Below are 17,125 nucleotides of genomic sequence, written 5' to 3' on the forward strand. Positions count from 1 at the left end.
ATATTAATTCTCTAAAAATTTCATAAACATTTCCTTATTTTCAATTGGTGTTGTTGTAGGTCTCCCCAAATTTTTTCTTGAACCTTTTTTTACTTTTATCTCTAAAAATATAGAACCTTTCTCATTGCTTATTTTTTCCGATAACCTAACTAATTCATCTCTTGAACTACACGAATAGAATTTTTTATATCCACAAGCTTTAGCAATTGCTAAAGTATCTATTTTAAATCCTACAGTTTCTTGACCTCCTACTGAATCATGAGCTCCATTATTTATCAAAATATGCTTAAGATTATCTGTATTTTGATTTCCTATTATAGCTAAACCACCAAGATGCATTATTAAAGCACCATCCCCATCAATACAATAGACATCTCTGTCTTTTCTGCTTAATGCAATCCCCAATGCTATTTGAGATGCATGTCCCATAGATCCTACTGTTAAAAAATCCTTACTATGATCTCCATTATATCTTTCTCTCAATTCAAAAAGCTCACGAGAAGCCATTCCAGTTGTCGATACTACAACTGATTTTTCTTTCGCTTTAGATATTAATATTTCTATAGCATCTTCCCTAGTCATTTCTAACTCCAAAGTTTTATCATACTTTATTTGATATTCATCAAAAGTATCTTTTTTCACTACCAATGCATAGGGCTCGTTATTTTCCTTCATATAATTATTTGCTTTCCTTATCTTTTTCCTCATTTCATCATTGCTTGTGTTATTTTCTAAAATATCATATTTAATGCTTAGAATATCCAATATTTCGATTGTAACAAGTCCTTGTTTCTTATGTTGAGGTTCATCTTTCTTATTTGGCTCACCTCTCCATCCAACTATTAAAAGCACTGGTATACTATAGACCAATTTATCTGTAAGGGATACAAGTGGATTTAATGCATTTCCAAGACCTGAGTTTTGCATGTATACTAGGCCAATTTTCTTTGTTGCTAAGTGATATCCTGCTGCTATTCCTATTGCATTCCCCTCATTAGCTGAAATTATGTTCTTTTCGCTACTTACATTTTCCTTAATGTATGCACAAAAAGACTTTAGTAAAGAATCTGGAACACCCGTAAAGAAATCTATATTGTTATTTAATAGCTCATTATAAAACTCTTTTACTTCAATCATTCTTTTTAACTCCTTTAATATTACGCTTATGAAAACTATATTTTCAGCATACTCCAAATACAATATTTTAATAGTCAAAAAATGGAACAAGTACTCAAATATATATAATTTCAGTTGTTTACTTAATTTCTTTACATTCCTCCTGGAATCAAAGTAAGTATTTCTTTTATAGGCATACAGTTGATTGAAGCCTCTTTTGACCTTCCATTCTCTAAAATGCTTTTTGCTGTATTTACCATTGCTGGATATGCACTTCTTATCAGATGATTTGCATAAATAATAACGTTAACTCCTAATTCCATTAACTCTTCCTCTTTCATAAAATTATATGAAGTTGGGACTACTACTAAAGGTACTCTATTTTCAAACTCATTATATCTTCTACAGAATTCAATAATTTCTCTTCCATCTTTCTCTTTACTATGAATCATGATACCATCTGTTCCTGCTTCAATATAAGCTTTAGCCCTTTTTATAGCATCATCCATTCCAGCGCCTGCAATTAAACTTTCAATCCTTGAAATTATCATAAAATCACTAGTCACTCTCGCCTCTCTCCCAGCTCTTATTTTGTCACAAAAATGTTCTATTGTATCTTGAGTTTGCTTCACTTCTGTTCCAAATAATGAATTTTTTTTAAGACCAGTTTTATCTTCAATAATAATAGCTGAAACTCCTAACCTCTCTAAAGTCTTAACTGTATAAACGAAATGTTCAATTTGTCCTCCTGTATCTCCATCAACTATTATCGGTTTCGTTGTTACCTCTAAGATATCATTAATTGTATTTAATCTTGATGTTAAATCTACCAATTCTATATCAGGTTTTCCCTTAGCTGTTGAATCACATAATGAACTAATCCACATTCCATCAAACTCTTTTATTTTCCCATCCCTTTGAACTTTAGTCTTTTCAACAATGAGTCCTGTTAAGCCATTATGAGCCTCAAGTATTCTTAGGGGTTTCTTTGAATAAATTAATTCCTTTAGACCTTTCATTCTCATTTGAGGTGTTATACCTATTTTAGCTAATTCTTCATCTAATTTTGAAATAGAAACCCCTTTAGTATATGGAACTTCTATAAGTTCTCCTTCCAATTGTTTTAACACCTCTATAACTTTTTCTCTTAATTCTTTTTGCGAGCCTTCCTTCCAATCATCCCCGTGAAGAACATAGTTAGGTCTAATTTTAAGAAGGTTTGGAACTTGATCTAAGCTTTCTTGAGGAACTACAGATATAACTCCTTTAATATTACTAATCACTTCTTTTCTCTCATCATATTTCATTATTGGATTTCTCCAGTAACCTCTTATAACCTCATCTGTATGCAATCCTACTATTATATCTCCAAATTTTCTTGCTTCATTTAGTACATTTAAATGTCCTTGATGAATTATATCCGCACTCATAGCAACATAAACTGTTTTCATATTCTTTCACACTCTCCTATTTTCTACATTTTTATATGAATATTACTAGACGTTAAAACTCAACCATAAAAAATCTATTAATCTAGAACACATCCAAACATTTTCCTCTATACTGCTCTCTCTTCTGAAATTTTTTCTAGCTTTGGTATGATTGATTCCTTTATTCTTTCAAGATGATTTTTATCATCTATTTCTCCCCATACTAAATTTTCAATCTTTAGATATCCTACTTTTCTTTTTTTAGCAGCATCAAATATTGCATCCTCATAATCGTATTTCTTTGTCTTCTCGCACCTATCTTCAAAAATGCTATCATAATCATATATTTTTCTATTGAATTCTTTATACTGCTTCAGCATTTCCTTATATAGCTCTAACGATATTTTAGAAATCCCAACCAATTCCCCATATACATGTCCTATATCTTCTCTTCTTTTAGATATTTTATATAAGTTATTATCTCTAACTTCTACATAGCATTCATCTCCAGAATCTGTTTTTCCACTTAGTAAAATACAATCATTTTCCTCAAAATTTATAGTCTTTATCAGTGCATAGACCTCATATATTAAATCACTTTCAAGTAGCAAAAAGTCTTCCTTTAATTCATCTTCAAGAATCGAAAGAGAAGTCATGCTGCCTGTAGCTTTATATTTTCTATTTTTTCTTGTTTCTATATAATTTTTATCTTTTGCTAGTTCATCATAAAATTCATGCAAATGTCCTGTCACTATATAAATCTTATCTATGCCTAGACTTCTTAATTTTTCAATAGATCTTTCTATCAAGCTTTTCCCATTTACCTTTATAAATCCTTTTGGTAACATATCCTTTGTTATATCCTGCAATCTTGATCCCATTCCAGCTGCTAAAATTACTGCTGTTTTTACTTTTCCCATTTTCCCCCTCCATTAAGTTCATATTTTGAACAACATTATATTAACACCTTTCATTGTTCAAAACAATATGTTCATACAAAAATTTACTTTAATTCTAAAAATATATTTAAATCATATATATTGTAATTAAGTTGCTACATTTAAAACATGACCTTCTGAATCTGCCTTTTCCATAATTTATATCCACAATATCCATAGATTTCATTACAATATAAATTCCTAGAGAATAAAAAAAGCTATATCAAAACTAACCACTCCTTATCTACTTGATAAGAAGCGGTCCAATTCTGATACAGCTCTTATTTAATTATTTTAAAGTATTATTTTGATACTACATTTGTAGAGGGTGCTATAGTTGTTTTTGTTCCTGGAATCATTAATTTATTAAACTCTTCTTGAGAAACTTTTAATGTGCTAGTTGGGAAAGTTATCCCTTTGACATCACTCTTAGTATCTGTTGTTTTCATAGTTAATGCAATAGTTCCAAAATCTTTAATTTGTAAATTCATATTGAAATCTGAGCTATAATCATTATCTGTGAACACTTCTTTTGAATTAATAGTTGTTCCAGCTAATGATGCCTTAATTTCAGGTAATGATTTATCAAATTCTGGGCTGTTAGCAGCAGTTTTCATCTGTGTAATACTTTCAGCTGGCAATCCTAACTTAAATGTACTATTAAGATTATCTAAATTATTAGCTGTTGCTTTTAATGCTTTTGCAGCTAAATCTACAGTTTTATCTGCATCAAGATTTATTGTATATTCTCTTCCATTTTGAACGAAAGGTAAATCAAGATCAGCATTTCCTCCAAATATCATCTTTCCGAATTCAACCATTCCATCTGGTTGAGTCATTAGTGCTTTTAATTTAGTCACATCAACACCTGATGCTTCTGTATCAATACCTATATACTCTTGAGTTATATTATTTAAACCTGTTGGAGCGCTTTGTCCATTTAAAGAAGATATCCCTTGGTAAAAGCTCTTATTTATATAACTTGTAGTTCCATCGCAATATGCTTTAAGTTCTGGAATATTAAGCTTTCCTGCTGGATCAGTAAATGTCATATCAACATATGATTTATCTTTTGCTGTATATCCAGTAGCTGCAAATTTTATTTCTTGTTTTGTTTCAGTTCCATCTTTTCCTTTTACATTGATATTTAGGTCTCCATCAATACTTGATGTTGTTGCTTCCCATTTAGCCGTATTTGAAAGCTCCTGTGCATAATTAAGTGTTGCTTGGCTACATCCTGCCATTGTTCCAACAGTTAAAGCTGCTGTCATAATGAATGCCAAAGTTTTTTTCATTTTCATTTTTCTTTCCCCCTGTAAATACTCATATTTATCCGATAGCTAGCATCCGTAAAACTCCCACTTATTTAAGCCGGAGATAACGGCTGCACGCTCCTGGATAAGTTCAACTAAGATTCAGATGAGGATCAAACCCCACCTGAATCAAGTTTCACTTGATGATAAAAATACAATGTATGTTAATAATTTACTTTTCATCATATTTCTATTATACATATATTTCATTAATAAATGTTAGAAAAAAATATTAAATTTACCTTAATTTATACTTAATATTTCTAAATATTTTTTAACAAATATCTTTACACACTATATTTCTTTTGTTTTACATATTTTACATGAAATTAGATATGAAATATATCCTATAAGTGCCGTGATTAACATGCTGATAATTATTAATATTAACTTATTATTTATAATAAAATCTAAAGAATTTTCTAATATAAAACCATCCTTATTTACCAAAAATGATGGTAACGCAAATATGAAGAATGCAGGTAAAAGATATACTAACAACGATACTGCTTTGCCCTTTTCCATTCCAAGCTTGTAATATATAGGATATTGAATAAAGCAAGTTATTAAGCTCATTAACCCACAAAAGAACATTGTTAAAATTTCAAAATTTTGAATTCTATTAATCTGATATAGATAGGTCACAATAGATGTATTAATGAGAAATATAAACAAAGCTATACCTATTAAATACAAAAATCTTCCAAGAACCATATCAGAAATTTTAGCAGGAAACATATAATACATCTGAGTGCTTTTTTCATTACCTTGAGTACTAAACGGTATTGTTGCCAAAATTATTAAAAAGAAAAATAAGTATGATAATGCCATACTATATGTTTCTCCTGAAAACATAAATAAAGCACAAAATATCGCTGGTGCTAACACATAAAGCCTAATACTTTCTTTTATTAATCTTAAATCAAATCTTAAATAACTTATTGATCTACTCATATTTTAAAACCTCTTTCTCTTTATAAATTCTACATAGAATTAATACTAAAACATAATATATATGTCACAATTCACAATTCCAGTTAAAATTCTTGCAATATTTTTAGAATTATGATAGAGAATTATTTTTGCAACGTATATGCATAGAATATTTTATACTAATCCCTTTTTCCATTGATATAAAATATCACGATGTCATCCATCGATGGTTTTTCTACTAACAAATCTTTACTTATATGATCTCTATTGTTTGAGTCAATTAATCCTTCAAATCCAAAATTAGAAGACTTATATCCAATTAACTTCTCTTTTAATTCTTTTGTTAAATCATCAAGGCCACCTTTAACCAATAGATGACTTTCTAGTACATTTTCTGTTATATCATAAAACACCTTTTCTCCATTATTAATAAAGAATAGATAATCTGTTATCTTTTCAAGATCACTTGTTATATGGGTTGAAAATAGAACACTTTTTTCTCCATCCGCTATATATTCCTGTAATATCTCTAAAACTTCATTTCTAACTACTGGATCAAGGCCACTTGTTGGTTCATCTAATAGAAGAAGTTTTGTATTTCTTGATAAAATACTTGCAAAAGACAATTTAACTTTCATTCCCTTTGAAAATTCTTTTATTTTTTTCTTATAAGGAAGGTTCCATTTTTCAGCATATTCATTAAATTTGCTTTCATCAAATGAAGTATAAAAATCTTTTAGCGTACTAATTACATCTTTTAATGTAAAATTTATTGGAAAATAGCATTCATCTCCGATAAATCCTATCATGTCTTTATAAACTTCTTCTCCATCCTCATAACTCTTTCCAAATACTTTTATTACTCCACTATCCTTTTTTAATTGATTCATTATAAGCTTTATAGTCGTTGTTTTCCCAGCACCATTTTGTCCTACATATCCCAATATATAACCTTTTGGCAATTCTAAATTTATATTCTTAAGTTCAAAGCCATCAAATGTTTTATTTAAATTCTTTATTTCAAGTGCATTCATATTTCCCTACTCCTTAAACTCATATTCTTAATAATAAATTGTAATAATTAAACTTTCACATATTCTATCCGATAGCTAGCCTCCGTAACACTCTCTTATAACGGCTGCACGCTCCTGGATAAGTTCAACTAAATTCAGCTTGAGTATAAAACTCCACCTTAAAAGTTTCACTTTATGTAATTTGCTCATCTGCCAATGTTTTTAGCATAACCACTAATTCATCATTGGATATATTTGCTAACTTACTATTTTCAATCGCAACCATAAGAGCTTCTTCTATTTTCTTTAAATATTGTTCCCTTACCATTTCGCTATCCTTAGGAAGTACATAACTTCCCTTTCCTCTAAGAGTTGCTATAAACCCTTCACTTTCAAGGTCTGAATAAGCTCTGGTTGTGGTAATAACACTTATCCCTAAGTCTTTCGCCAGCTGTCTTATTGATGGCAAAAACTCATTTTCTAAAATTTCTCCTGATAGGATTTGTTCTTTTATTTGAGCTTTAATTTGCTCATAAATAGGCAAATCAGATTTATTAGAAAGTAATATTTTCAAATTACTACTTCGCCTCCTTTGTGTTCATACTGTATATATACAATATATACAGTATGAACAGTTTTGTCAATAATTTTTTTAGTACACTTTGAATTCAAAAAGACCATTAGGTGATTTATATTCTCACCTAATGGTCTTTAATATCTTAATTCTATTTTTTTAATTTCCTTCTGCTATAACTTTATCCTGAACATTATTAAATACATCTTTATCCAATTCATTAAAGCTCTTAGCAACTGTTACTGCTGTAACCATTGATCCATCAACATTAAGCGCTGTTCTCGCCATATCTAGTATCGGATCTATTGCAAGTATTCCTCCTGCAAGAGGGAAGAAACTTCCCATTCCCATTCCTGATATTACTACTGATACTGACATTATTGCTGTTCCTGGTAATCCAGCTATTCCAAAGGAACTTATAATTATAGTAATTACCAGCATAGCGTAGAAGCTAAAATCCATTGGAGTTCCAGACATATTTGCAATTGTAACAGCCATTAATGCTGGATATATAGCAGCACAGCCATTCATTCCCATATTAGCTCCAAGACTTCCTGCAAAGCTTGCAATTCCTTTTTCAACTCCGACTTTTTTATTCAAAGTCTCGATAGTAACTGGTAAAGTTCCAAGACTTGATCTAGATGTAAAAGCCAAAACTAACGGCTCAATTACATTTCTTAAATATTGAATAGGATTTAAGCCATTAAGTGAAATTATTACAAGATGAATTACAAATACAATAATAACACTTGCATATAAAGCAACTATGAAATTAACCACATTTATTATTGCTGATATTCCATTTGATGCAACTGTATTTGAAAGTAGTGGTAATACAGCATATGGCATAAATCTGATAACTGTTCTAGCTACAGTAGTCATTATGTTATAGAATGCCTCTATAACATCTATTGCTGGTTTTATAATATCTTTGTTTGTCTTATTTAGTTTTCTTATAGCTATTCCAAGAAATGCTGCAAATATAACAACAGCCACTATGTTTGCATCTGCCATTGCTTTTATTGGATTTGCTGGTAAAAGTCCTCTCATAGTATCTACAAAAGATGTTATTTCTTTTAATTCAGCTTTACTTTGGATTGCTTCAACTCCAACGCCAAGTCTAAATAAATTTCCGATTATTATAGCAACTATCGAAGCAATAGCTGTAGTTCCTAATAAAACAAATATTGATCTAGAAGTAAGTTTTCCTAAGCTTTGTTTTTCATCCATGTTTATTATAACTTTTAACATTGAAAGAAAAACTAATGGTACTACTAACATTTTTAATAGGTCCATGAATCCATTTCCTACTAGCCCATACCATTTTGTAACCTCACCTATCCAGGTAACATCTCCTGTATTGCTTGGAAATCCTGCTATAAATTGTATTATAACTCCAAGTAATAATCCTCCCACAGTTGAAATAATCATACGTTTTGAAAAGTTTAATCCAGCCTTTTCTAACTTATAAAGTCCATAGAATAACCCTATTAAAATTGCTATAAATATTATTGGTTTATAGCTTGTTATCATTATAAATTTTGAAAAAAATGTACTATCCATTGTTACCTCCTATAATTCCTACAATTCCTATATATTTAGTATACTTATAGTATCAATTATATGATCATATGTCAATAAAAGTTAATACTATTTTTAAATATATTCTTCATGAAAACATATACTTCTTAATACTTTATAATAATTATGGAATACTTATTATTACTTTAATCAAAATATCATTTAAAATTTATGACAAAAAAATAACCACCATGAATATAACTTTCAATTATCAAAAGCTAATATTCATAATAGTTATGTAAGTTTTACTCATGAAGTCTTCTTATAATTTTATATGCAACCACATTTTCCATGACCATTGGTGATTTATGAGCAAAAAATATTATTCCATCAGTAGGAGATGTAATTTTTTCAATGACTTCACCTTCATATGGATGAATTATTTCTGCAAGAACATCGCCTCTTTCCACTCCATCTCCTGGATTTTTTAACCTTCTATATATTCCACCTGTAGTAGTCTTTACCGAAAGCAAATCATCTTCCTGCAAAACACTAGCTATGTATCCACTGTGACTAGTATATTTTATAACTCCCATTCTAGTTAAAAATCTTAATACAGCCACTACTGCATGTTTGGCAGAAACTTCATCAATTTGATCCGTTGCATTTGTATACAAAGAAAAGGCACTTGCATTCCACATCTGCCAATTATAGTTTAATGTCATTGTATCATAAGGTTTCGGCTTACGAATTAATACATACTGAAGTCCAAATAAATTTGCAAGACTTGGACTCTGATATCCTGTTTCCATCATCCTTATATGCGGAATAAAATCTCCAGGCATGTAAAAACTAGCAAACTGTATTCCATACGTATAATCCTTAACTTGTTCAAAAACACCACTTGCAATTCTCTGAGTTGTTTCCCCATTTACTTCTCCTGGGAACATTCTATTTATATCAGTGTTGTCCATTGTCCAAAATCTTTTTCCTATATTCATTGAATGAGGATTTACACAAGGAATCACAAGAATTTCGCTATGTCTTGAAATTGCTCCCCTTTGCTCTAACTTAGTTAAAGTTTTAATCAATTGAGAGCACGTATATAATTGCTGTATCTCATTTCCCCTTATTGCACCTACTATGCATGCTGACTTTCCACCTTTTCCAAATTTATATCCTGTTATTCTCATATCATCTCTATGAGGTGACTTTAACGTATATATTATTTCTTTTATCATTTTACACCTCCAAGTACCCTCGCAATAAGCGACCCTTCATAAACAACTGGGTATTCTCTCAATGTAAATACTACTCCATCACAAGATGAAATAACCTCTTCTTCTATTTCTCCAGTTAAAGAATTAAAAATCTCTCCAATTTTTTCTTCTCTTTTTATTTCATCCAAATGTTTTACACAAGGCATAAATATTCCTGATGAATTAGCATTTATAAAATTCACTTCTTTTTCAGTTGATATTATGGGATCTCTTACAGGATTTACTGTGCCATTCCATATGTCCAATTCTTTCATTAAATTAAATATACCTTCCACTAATTGATCCCCATATTCTTGTGTAATTCTCATTCCAACCCCCATCTCTACAAGCAATGTTGGTATATTTTTATTATTTAAGCTATATGTAAGTGTTGATTCCAGAACAGTAGACTCTGGATGAACCCATATAAAATCCATATTTAACAGCTTTGCATAAGGTACTAATTTCTCCTTTATATGCTCACTCACTCTAACTTGAGGCACTTCTCTCAAAAATATATTGCTTGCATGCAGGTCTATGCATATATCAGCCCCTTCTATATCTTCAATAATTTTAGCTGCAACATGTTCTGCCATTGCTCCGCTTTCAGATCCTGGAAATATTCTATTCATATCTAAATCAAATGTTGGCATTCCCCTATGTACTGAATCTATTCCAAGCGGATTTAAAGATGGGTATATATCAACAATTCCATTTAAGTATTTAATATTTTCTTTAATTTTTCTTATTAATTTATAACATACATATTGACCTTCAAGTTCATCTCCATGAAGACCTGTTATAATACATATTCTTTTAGCCTTTTCATTAATATTTACTGACGTAAGTCTATTTTTTTTGATTACTAACTTTTCATCAACCGCTAATCCTAAAGATACTACCGTTTCTACCATGTTCCCCTCCATATGCTCACACTCAAAAACCTATTCTGTAAAAACAATCTAAATTAATATTATTATTGTAAAAAAATTTTCTTTTATACAAAAAATAAGCAAAGAATCCCACTGTGTGAGCTTCTTTGCTTTAATCTAATATTACTACTTGGATATTTTATTGTCAAACTTTTTTACATGCCATATATAAAATTACTTTCCAAAATATTTGAATATTATTTATATACACTCTTTTATTGATTCTTCCAATACATCAATTCCATATTTAACTTGTTCATCTGTCATAACTAGTGGTGGTAGGAAACGAATTACATTTCCAAGTATACCTGCATTTAAGAATATAACACCATTTTCATAACATTTTTTAATTATAGATTTAACTAAATCTGCTGCTGGCTCTTTTGTGCTTCTATCTTTTACAAATTCTAATCCTACCATTGCACCTAAGCCTCTTACATCACCTATAACTGTATACTTTTCCTTCATCTCATTTAGTCTTTCCATAATATATCCGCCAAGTTTTAATGATTTTTCACATAGATTTTCTTTTTCAATCTTCTCAATAACTTTAAGTGCTGCTACGCATCCAAGAGGACTTCCAGAATATGTTCCGCCAATTCCACCAACACATGCTGAATCCATTATTTCCTTTTTAGCCACAACTGCGCTTAGCGGTACTCCAGCAGCTATTGATTTTGACATAGTGATAATATCTGGTTCTATACCATAATGTTCATGTGCAAACATTTTTCCTGTTCTTGCAAATCCTGCTTGTATCTCATCAACTATAAATACTATATTGTTCTCATTACAAACTTTTTGCAATTCTCTCATGTATTTTGCAGATGGAACTACAAATCCACCTTCACCTTGTAATGGCTCAATTATTAAACATGCAATCATGTCTGGAGAAAGTGTTGTTTTAAGCATAGTTTTTAGCCTATTAATACATTCATCTGCATATTCTTCTTCTGAAACTCCAAGTGGTGCTCTATACGAATAAGGGAAATCAAATTTATATGTTTCTGGTGCAAATGGTCCAAAACCATTTTTGTATGGTTTATATTTACTTGTTATTGACATAGTCATATTTGTACGACCATGGAAAGACCCAGTAGCTGAAAGTACTCCTGTTTTCTTAGTATAAGTCCTTGCTATTTTTATAGCATTTTCTACTGCCTCTGCTCCACTATTAGCAAACATTACTTTCTTTTCGTAATCTCCAACTGTTATTTCAGTTAATTTTTTTGCCAAAGCACCGTAAGATTCATATGTTACTACATTGTAGCTTGGGTGAATAAATAATTCTGTTTGTTTCTTTATCTCTTCAACAATCTCAGGATCACAATGTCCAACATTTTGAACACCAATTCCTGCTGCAAAATCTAAAAATACATTTCCATCTACATCTTTAATTAATGCTCCTTTTGCTTCAGCTATAGCAATACCAGTTGATACTGAAACTCCATCGGCAACATATTTTTTTCTTTCCTCTAATATCTCTATTGATTTAGGACCTGGTATTGATGTTACTAATTTTACATTTGATTCTTCTATCATTATAAAAACCTCCATTAACGTTTATTTTCTTAATATATTTCTAATTCCATAAAAAAGGAGCCATCATGTTTATTTACACGAAAGACTCCATTGCCTATAAAATTTATTTAAATTTCTTAACTTGTTTATATAATAATACTTTCTATTTTTCTTTTCTATGTCCAAGCATTATAATGTTTTTGTCTATTTTGACTAAAGTCCCAACATCAAATACACATAAACATATTAAAACTTAGCTTAATACATGATCAAAATTAATGTATTAGTGCACATTGACCATATTATTTATCTGCCTATTTAAGAATTTTACCAATGTCTAGTGCAATCTTTACTTTAATACAATCATTAAAATTCCGTAAATCACAATTTAATAGTTCTTCTATTTTTTTAATTTTATATTTAAGGGTGTTTCTATGAAGAAATAGCTTTTCTGCTGTAACTGTGATATTACAATTTTCATTTAGATACATTTCTAATATTTCAATTAAATTATTATCTTTATTATCGGCACCACTAATTGGACCTAAAACTTCTGAAAAATAGTTTTGTAATATGCTCCTATTCTCAACGCTAAAAAGCAGGCTGTAAATTCCTATATCTTTGTATCTTGTAATTGTGTCATCTAAACCTTGGCATTTAGCACTATTTATCGCTAGCTCCGCTTCATTTAATGATTGTTTCATCATTTTTAAATCCTTGTACGAGTTTCCTATTCCTACACTTACAGACATTCCATCCATGCGATTCTTTGTAGCTAACTGTATCTCTTTTAACGCCTTGTCTAATCTATTCATGCAATTTTCTTCTGACCTAATAAAAAAGATTACAGCATCATCCTTATCTATTATTGGTACCTTTAGTGCATGTTTATCAAGTATATCTTGAACTGTTTTTCTAAAGTTTATTTTAATCTTAGATATACTTTTCTCATCGCCTAAATTCTTTAACTTTAAGTATCTCTCGAAACCATCAATATCTATAACACATATGCAACATCCGCCTGATAGATTATATCCAAAATATGCGGCCTTTTGTATTGCATCTCCTTCTAATTCACCATCCCCAAATAGAATATTACTTAAAAAATGTGATAAAGAATTTTCTTCAATACGAGATAAAATAATAGCATTACTAATTTCCCTTGAGACTTCAACCAATTTAACTTCCCAAGGCAATGTGAACAATGGAATTTCAAGTTCATTAGCGAGTTTAATCGCCTCTTCAGATACATTCCTTATGTATGGACCTATATTTACTACTAAGCCCGAACCATTTTTCTCACTAATTCCTTTAATAAAATCTAGTAATAGCCCCTCATTTTCTCTAATTCCAACGCCGGTTATAAATATGATTTCTCCACCTTGCAGCCATTTAATTCCCTCCAATGGATTCTCAAAACATTCCGCCACATATATCCACTCTATGCTTTTTTCTAAGCCACCTTCTCCACCAACAAGATTAATTTTTCTTAAGGAATCTAATTTAAGTATATCTTTTACCGAAATTGACATAAACTTCACCCTTGCCCCTCTAATTATTTAAAATGTCATCTTTATTTATTATATTTTTATAATAATATCTCCTCATAAAAAAAGATATAATATTATGATAATTTTTTCATATTAAAAAGAAGGTTGATCAAATTCTTCTTACTCTCAATATTTATTGATATAATCAGAATTTGCTCAACCTTCTACTAACAATGTTTCATATTCTCTTTTAATATGGGTAAATACCTTGATTCTTAGTTACAGTTTTTACATAAACGTTTATAATAGAAAATAATTTACCAGGTGACACCTAAATAATTGTTCACCATATACCCCACTAGTTAAATTTCAACATCTTCTTTTCTACTAATTTTACTAGTTGTGAAAGTGGCAAACTTAATATTAAATAAAATCCTGCTAAAATTGTATATGATTCAATAGTTAAAAATGACTGAGACGCATAACTTTGAGTACGTAATAATAGTTCACTAACCGAGACATATGCAAGAAGTGATGTATCTTTTAACATCATTACAAGGTAATTCCCAAAGACAGGTATTACATTTCGAAGTGCCTGCGGTATTATTATTCTAAACATAGTTTGATTACTTGTAAGTCCTAATGCTAATGCTGCTTCTGTTTGCCCTCCATCTATTGATAATATTGATGAACGAATAACTTCCGATATGTAGCAGCCATAGTTAATCCCAAGACCTAGTGTTCCCGCAACTAGCGAACTTATTTTAAATTGATATCCTGGATTCCAGATTTGTACAATGATAGATACTAAGAGCGGTACTACATAATACATATATACTAATTGAACTAATAAAGGAGTTCCCCTTATAAATTCTAAAAATACTAATAGAAATCCTCTTAAAATTTTTATTTTACTAATACGTCCAATTGCAATAAATAACCCTAAGATTATTGCTAAAAAAAATCCAAATACCGTCGCTTGTACTACAACCCAAAGACCTGCATTTAATGAAGGTACTAAGAACTTGAAAGCTGTACCAAAATCTAAATTAGATAGAATATCCATATATATTTCCTCCCCTTCTAAAAAAGAACCCGTCTGGATTCTTTTTTAGTTTATATTGTTACTTGTCAGAAGCTTTACCATCTTCTACTGATACAAAATAATCTTCATTCATTCCATACTTCTTAAGAAGTTTTAATATTGTTCCATCTTTCTTCATTTCATCAATCTGTTCGTTAACTGCATCTGCTAAAGCTTTATCATTTTTTCTAACTGCTGCTGCTATCATTCCAGATGTTTCAGCTTTATATGGAGATAATATCTTTAAATTAAGACTGCTATCTTGTGATAGTGTGTATCCCGCAACCATTCCATCAGTTATACATGCATCTACCTTACCAGTATTTACTGCTAACATTAATTCAGATTGACTTCCAAATACTTTAACATCTTTCACTGATCCATCTTGTTGCCACTTTTGAGCTGTTTCAAGAAATGCTGTACCTTTTTGCCCTCCCAATGTTGCATTCTTCAAATCGTCTTTACTTGCAATTTTTGAATCCTTAGGAATTACTATGGCTTCACCTTCCTTATACCATATGTTTGTAAATAATGCTAATTTCTTACGCTCATCTTTAACATACATTCCATCTGTTACCATATCTACTGTATTATTATTTAACTCAACCAACAGGTTTTCAAATGGTATTTGCTTCATTTCAACTTTATTAATTCCCAATCTTTTTGCAACTTCTGTTATGATTTCTGCGTCAATTCCAGTAAATTCATTTGTTTTAGCATCCATAAATGCAAATGGTGCATCATTTGATGAAGCAACTGTTAATACCCCTTTTTCTTTTGCAGCTGCTAATGTATCCTTTGATTTATCATTACTTGATGATGTTGATGTAGTACTAGAACTTCCCGAACCACATCCTGTCATAAATCCAATACAACTCATTATAACCATTGTTACAACTAATAATTTTTTCCCTAGTTTTTTCATAATTAATTTCCCCTTTTCGTAATTATTTTTAATGTTGAATCTTTTTATTATCTATAGTAATTTCAAATTTAACATGTGAATTTAGTTTAAGACTCTAGATAAAAACTCCTTTGTTCTTGGATTTTTTGGATTTGCAAAAATCTCTTTTGGTTTCCCCTCTTCAACTATATAACCCTTGTCCATAAAAATTACTCTGTCAGATACATCTCTAGCAAATCCCATTTCATGAGTAACAACTACCATAGTCATACCATCCTTAGCTAATTGCTTCATAACATCTAACACATCACCAACCAATTCTGGATCTAACGCTGATGTAGGTTCATCAAATAAGAGCATCCTTGGTTCCATTGCTAGCGCTCTTGCTATTGCAACTCTTTGCTGTTGTCCACCAGATAGAGTCCTAGGATATACATCTGCTTTGTCTTTTAAACCAACCTTTTTAAGAAGTTCTAGAGCTATTTCCTCAGCCTCTTTTCTATTTTTCTTTTTTGTAAGCACAGGTGCCAAAATAACATTTTCTATCACTGTGTGTAGTGGAAATAAATTATATTTTTGAAATACCATTCCTACTTCTTCCCTAAGAGAACGGCTATCAACATTCTTACCCAGTATATTTTTACCATCATAGAACATTTCCCCACCTGTTGGAACTTCAAATAAATTTAAACACCTTAAAAATGTGCTTTTACCAGATCCTGATGGTCCTATTATGCAAACTACTTCCCCTTCTTTTATATCCACACTTATATTTTTTAAAACCTCTAGCTCTCCATATTTCTTTGATAATTCATTAACCTTATACATATTCTCAACTCCACTTCATCTAAAGTAATAAGAAAAAGGCGCACCGTTTTTTTCTTACAGTGCGCCTTCGCATTTAATATTAAATTATTACATTGTTTTGCTTTAGGATAATATTATCATGGTAGTTACCCTATTTCTATAACCATAAATAACAATTTTTTTGTGCAGTATGCACACTATTTGATTCAACACTAAGTTTATTAAATAATGTCTAAATCTATCAATCCAACCAAAATTTGTATGCAATATCTAACTTCCTTGTTAAATAT

15 protein-coding genes are annotated in these 17,125 nt (G+C 30.2%); all 15 read right to left on the reverse strand.

Going from position 1 to position 17,125, the window contains the following annotated elements:
- Window positions 1-3: 3 nt before the first annotated feature.
- On the reverse strand, window positions 4-1,137 hold the full coding sequence (aepY, locus tag L3B96_RS03700) for a phosphonopyruvate decarboxylase (RefSeq protein WP_238858876.1): 1,134 nt from the start codon (window positions 1,135-1,137) through the stop codon (window positions 4-6).
- A gap of 131 nt (window positions 1,138-1,268) precedes the next feature.
- Window positions 1,269-2,567, reverse strand: a complete 1,299-nt coding sequence (aepX, locus tag L3B96_RS03705; RefSeq protein WP_238858877.1) for a phosphoenolpyruvate mutase — start codon at window positions 2,565-2,567, stop codon at window positions 1,269-1,271.
- 107 nt (window positions 2,568-2,674) lie between these two features.
- Window positions 2,675-3,466 carry a phosphocholine cytidylyltransferase family protein gene (locus tag L3B96_RS03710; protein WP_238858878.1) on the reverse strand — a complete coding sequence of 264 codons (792 nt, stop codon included), beginning with the start codon at window positions 3,464-3,466 and terminating at the stop codon, window positions 2,675-2,677.
- 320 nt (window positions 3,467-3,786) lie between these two features.
- Window positions 3,787-4,785 (reverse strand): hypothetical protein, encoded by a 999-nt coding sequence (locus L3B96_RS03715; protein WP_238858879.1) that lies wholly within the window; start codon window positions 4,783-4,785, stop codon window positions 3,787-3,789.
- A 306-nt stretch (window positions 4,786-5,091) separates the two neighbouring features.
- Window positions 5,092-5,751 (reverse strand): ABC-2 transporter permease, encoded by a 660-nt coding sequence (locus L3B96_RS03720; protein ID WP_238858880.1) that lies wholly within the window; start codon window positions 5,749-5,751, stop codon window positions 5,092-5,094.
- Window positions 5,752-5,909: 158 nt separating this feature from the next.
- Window positions 5,910-6,764, reverse strand: coding sequence for an ABC transporter ATP-binding protein (locus tag L3B96_RS03725; RefSeq protein WP_238858881.1), 855 nt, complete (start codon window positions 6,762-6,764; stop codon window positions 5,910-5,912).
- 172 nt (window positions 6,765-6,936) lie between these two features.
- Window positions 6,937-7,317, reverse strand: coding sequence for a GntR family transcriptional regulator (locus L3B96_RS03730; protein WP_077830604.1), 381 nt, complete (start codon window positions 7,315-7,317; stop codon window positions 6,937-6,939).
- 159 nt (window positions 7,318-7,476) lie between these two features.
- A complete protein-coding gene (locus L3B96_RS03735) occupies window positions 7,477-8,880 on the reverse strand; it encodes a cation:dicarboxylase symporter family transporter (protein WP_238858882.1) in 1,404 nt (467 codons plus the stop codon).
- A gap of 263 nt (window positions 8,881-9,143) precedes the next feature.
- Entirely contained in the window at window positions 9,144-10,079 is a 936-nt protein-coding gene (locus L3B96_RS03740; RefSeq protein WP_077830606.1) for a M14 family metallopeptidase, read from the reverse strand.
- A complete protein-coding gene (locus L3B96_RS03745) occupies window positions 10,076-11,011 on the reverse strand; it encodes a M14 family metallopeptidase (RefSeq protein WP_238858883.1) in 936 nt (311 codons plus the stop codon). Before L3B96_RS03745 ends, L3B96_RS03740 begins: the two co-directional genes overlap by 4 nt.
- A 219-nt stretch (window positions 11,012-11,230) precedes the next feature.
- Complete coding sequence (gene gabT, locus L3B96_RS03750; RefSeq protein ID WP_012060504.1) at window positions 11,231-12,571, reverse strand: 4-aminobutyrate--2-oxoglutarate transaminase; 1,341 nt, start codon at window positions 12,569-12,571, stop codon at window positions 11,231-11,233.
- A 293-nt stretch (window positions 12,572-12,864) separates the two neighbouring features.
- On the reverse strand, window positions 12,865-14,082 hold the full coding sequence (locus L3B96_RS03755) for a PucR family transcriptional regulator (protein WP_017212544.1): 1,218 nt from the start codon (window positions 14,080-14,082) through the stop codon (window positions 12,865-12,867).
- A 316-nt stretch (window positions 14,083-14,398) separates the two neighbouring features.
- Window positions 14,399-15,106: an amino acid ABC transporter permease gene (locus L3B96_RS03760; protein WP_238858884.1), complete on the reverse strand. Its 708-nt coding sequence runs from the start codon at window positions 15,104-15,106 to the stop codon at window positions 14,399-14,401.
- A 58-nt stretch (window positions 15,107-15,164) separates the two neighbouring features.
- Window positions 15,165-16,049, reverse strand: a complete 885-nt coding sequence (locus L3B96_RS03765; protein ID WP_065418959.1) for an ABC transporter substrate-binding protein — start codon at window positions 16,047-16,049, stop codon at window positions 15,165-15,167.
- Between the two features lie 81 nt (window positions 16,050-16,130).
- Complete coding sequence (locus tag L3B96_RS03770) at window positions 16,131-16,856, reverse strand: amino acid ABC transporter ATP-binding protein (RefSeq protein ID WP_017212547.1); 726 nt, start codon at window positions 16,854-16,856, stop codon at window positions 16,131-16,133.
- Window positions 16,857-17,125 lie beyond the last annotated feature (269 nt).

Origin of the sequence: Clostridium sp. YIM B02569 (genome assembly GCF_022320765.1) — a bacterium.
Lineage (GTDB): Bacteria > Bacillota > Clostridia > Clostridiales > Clostridiaceae > Clostridium > Clostridium beijerinckii.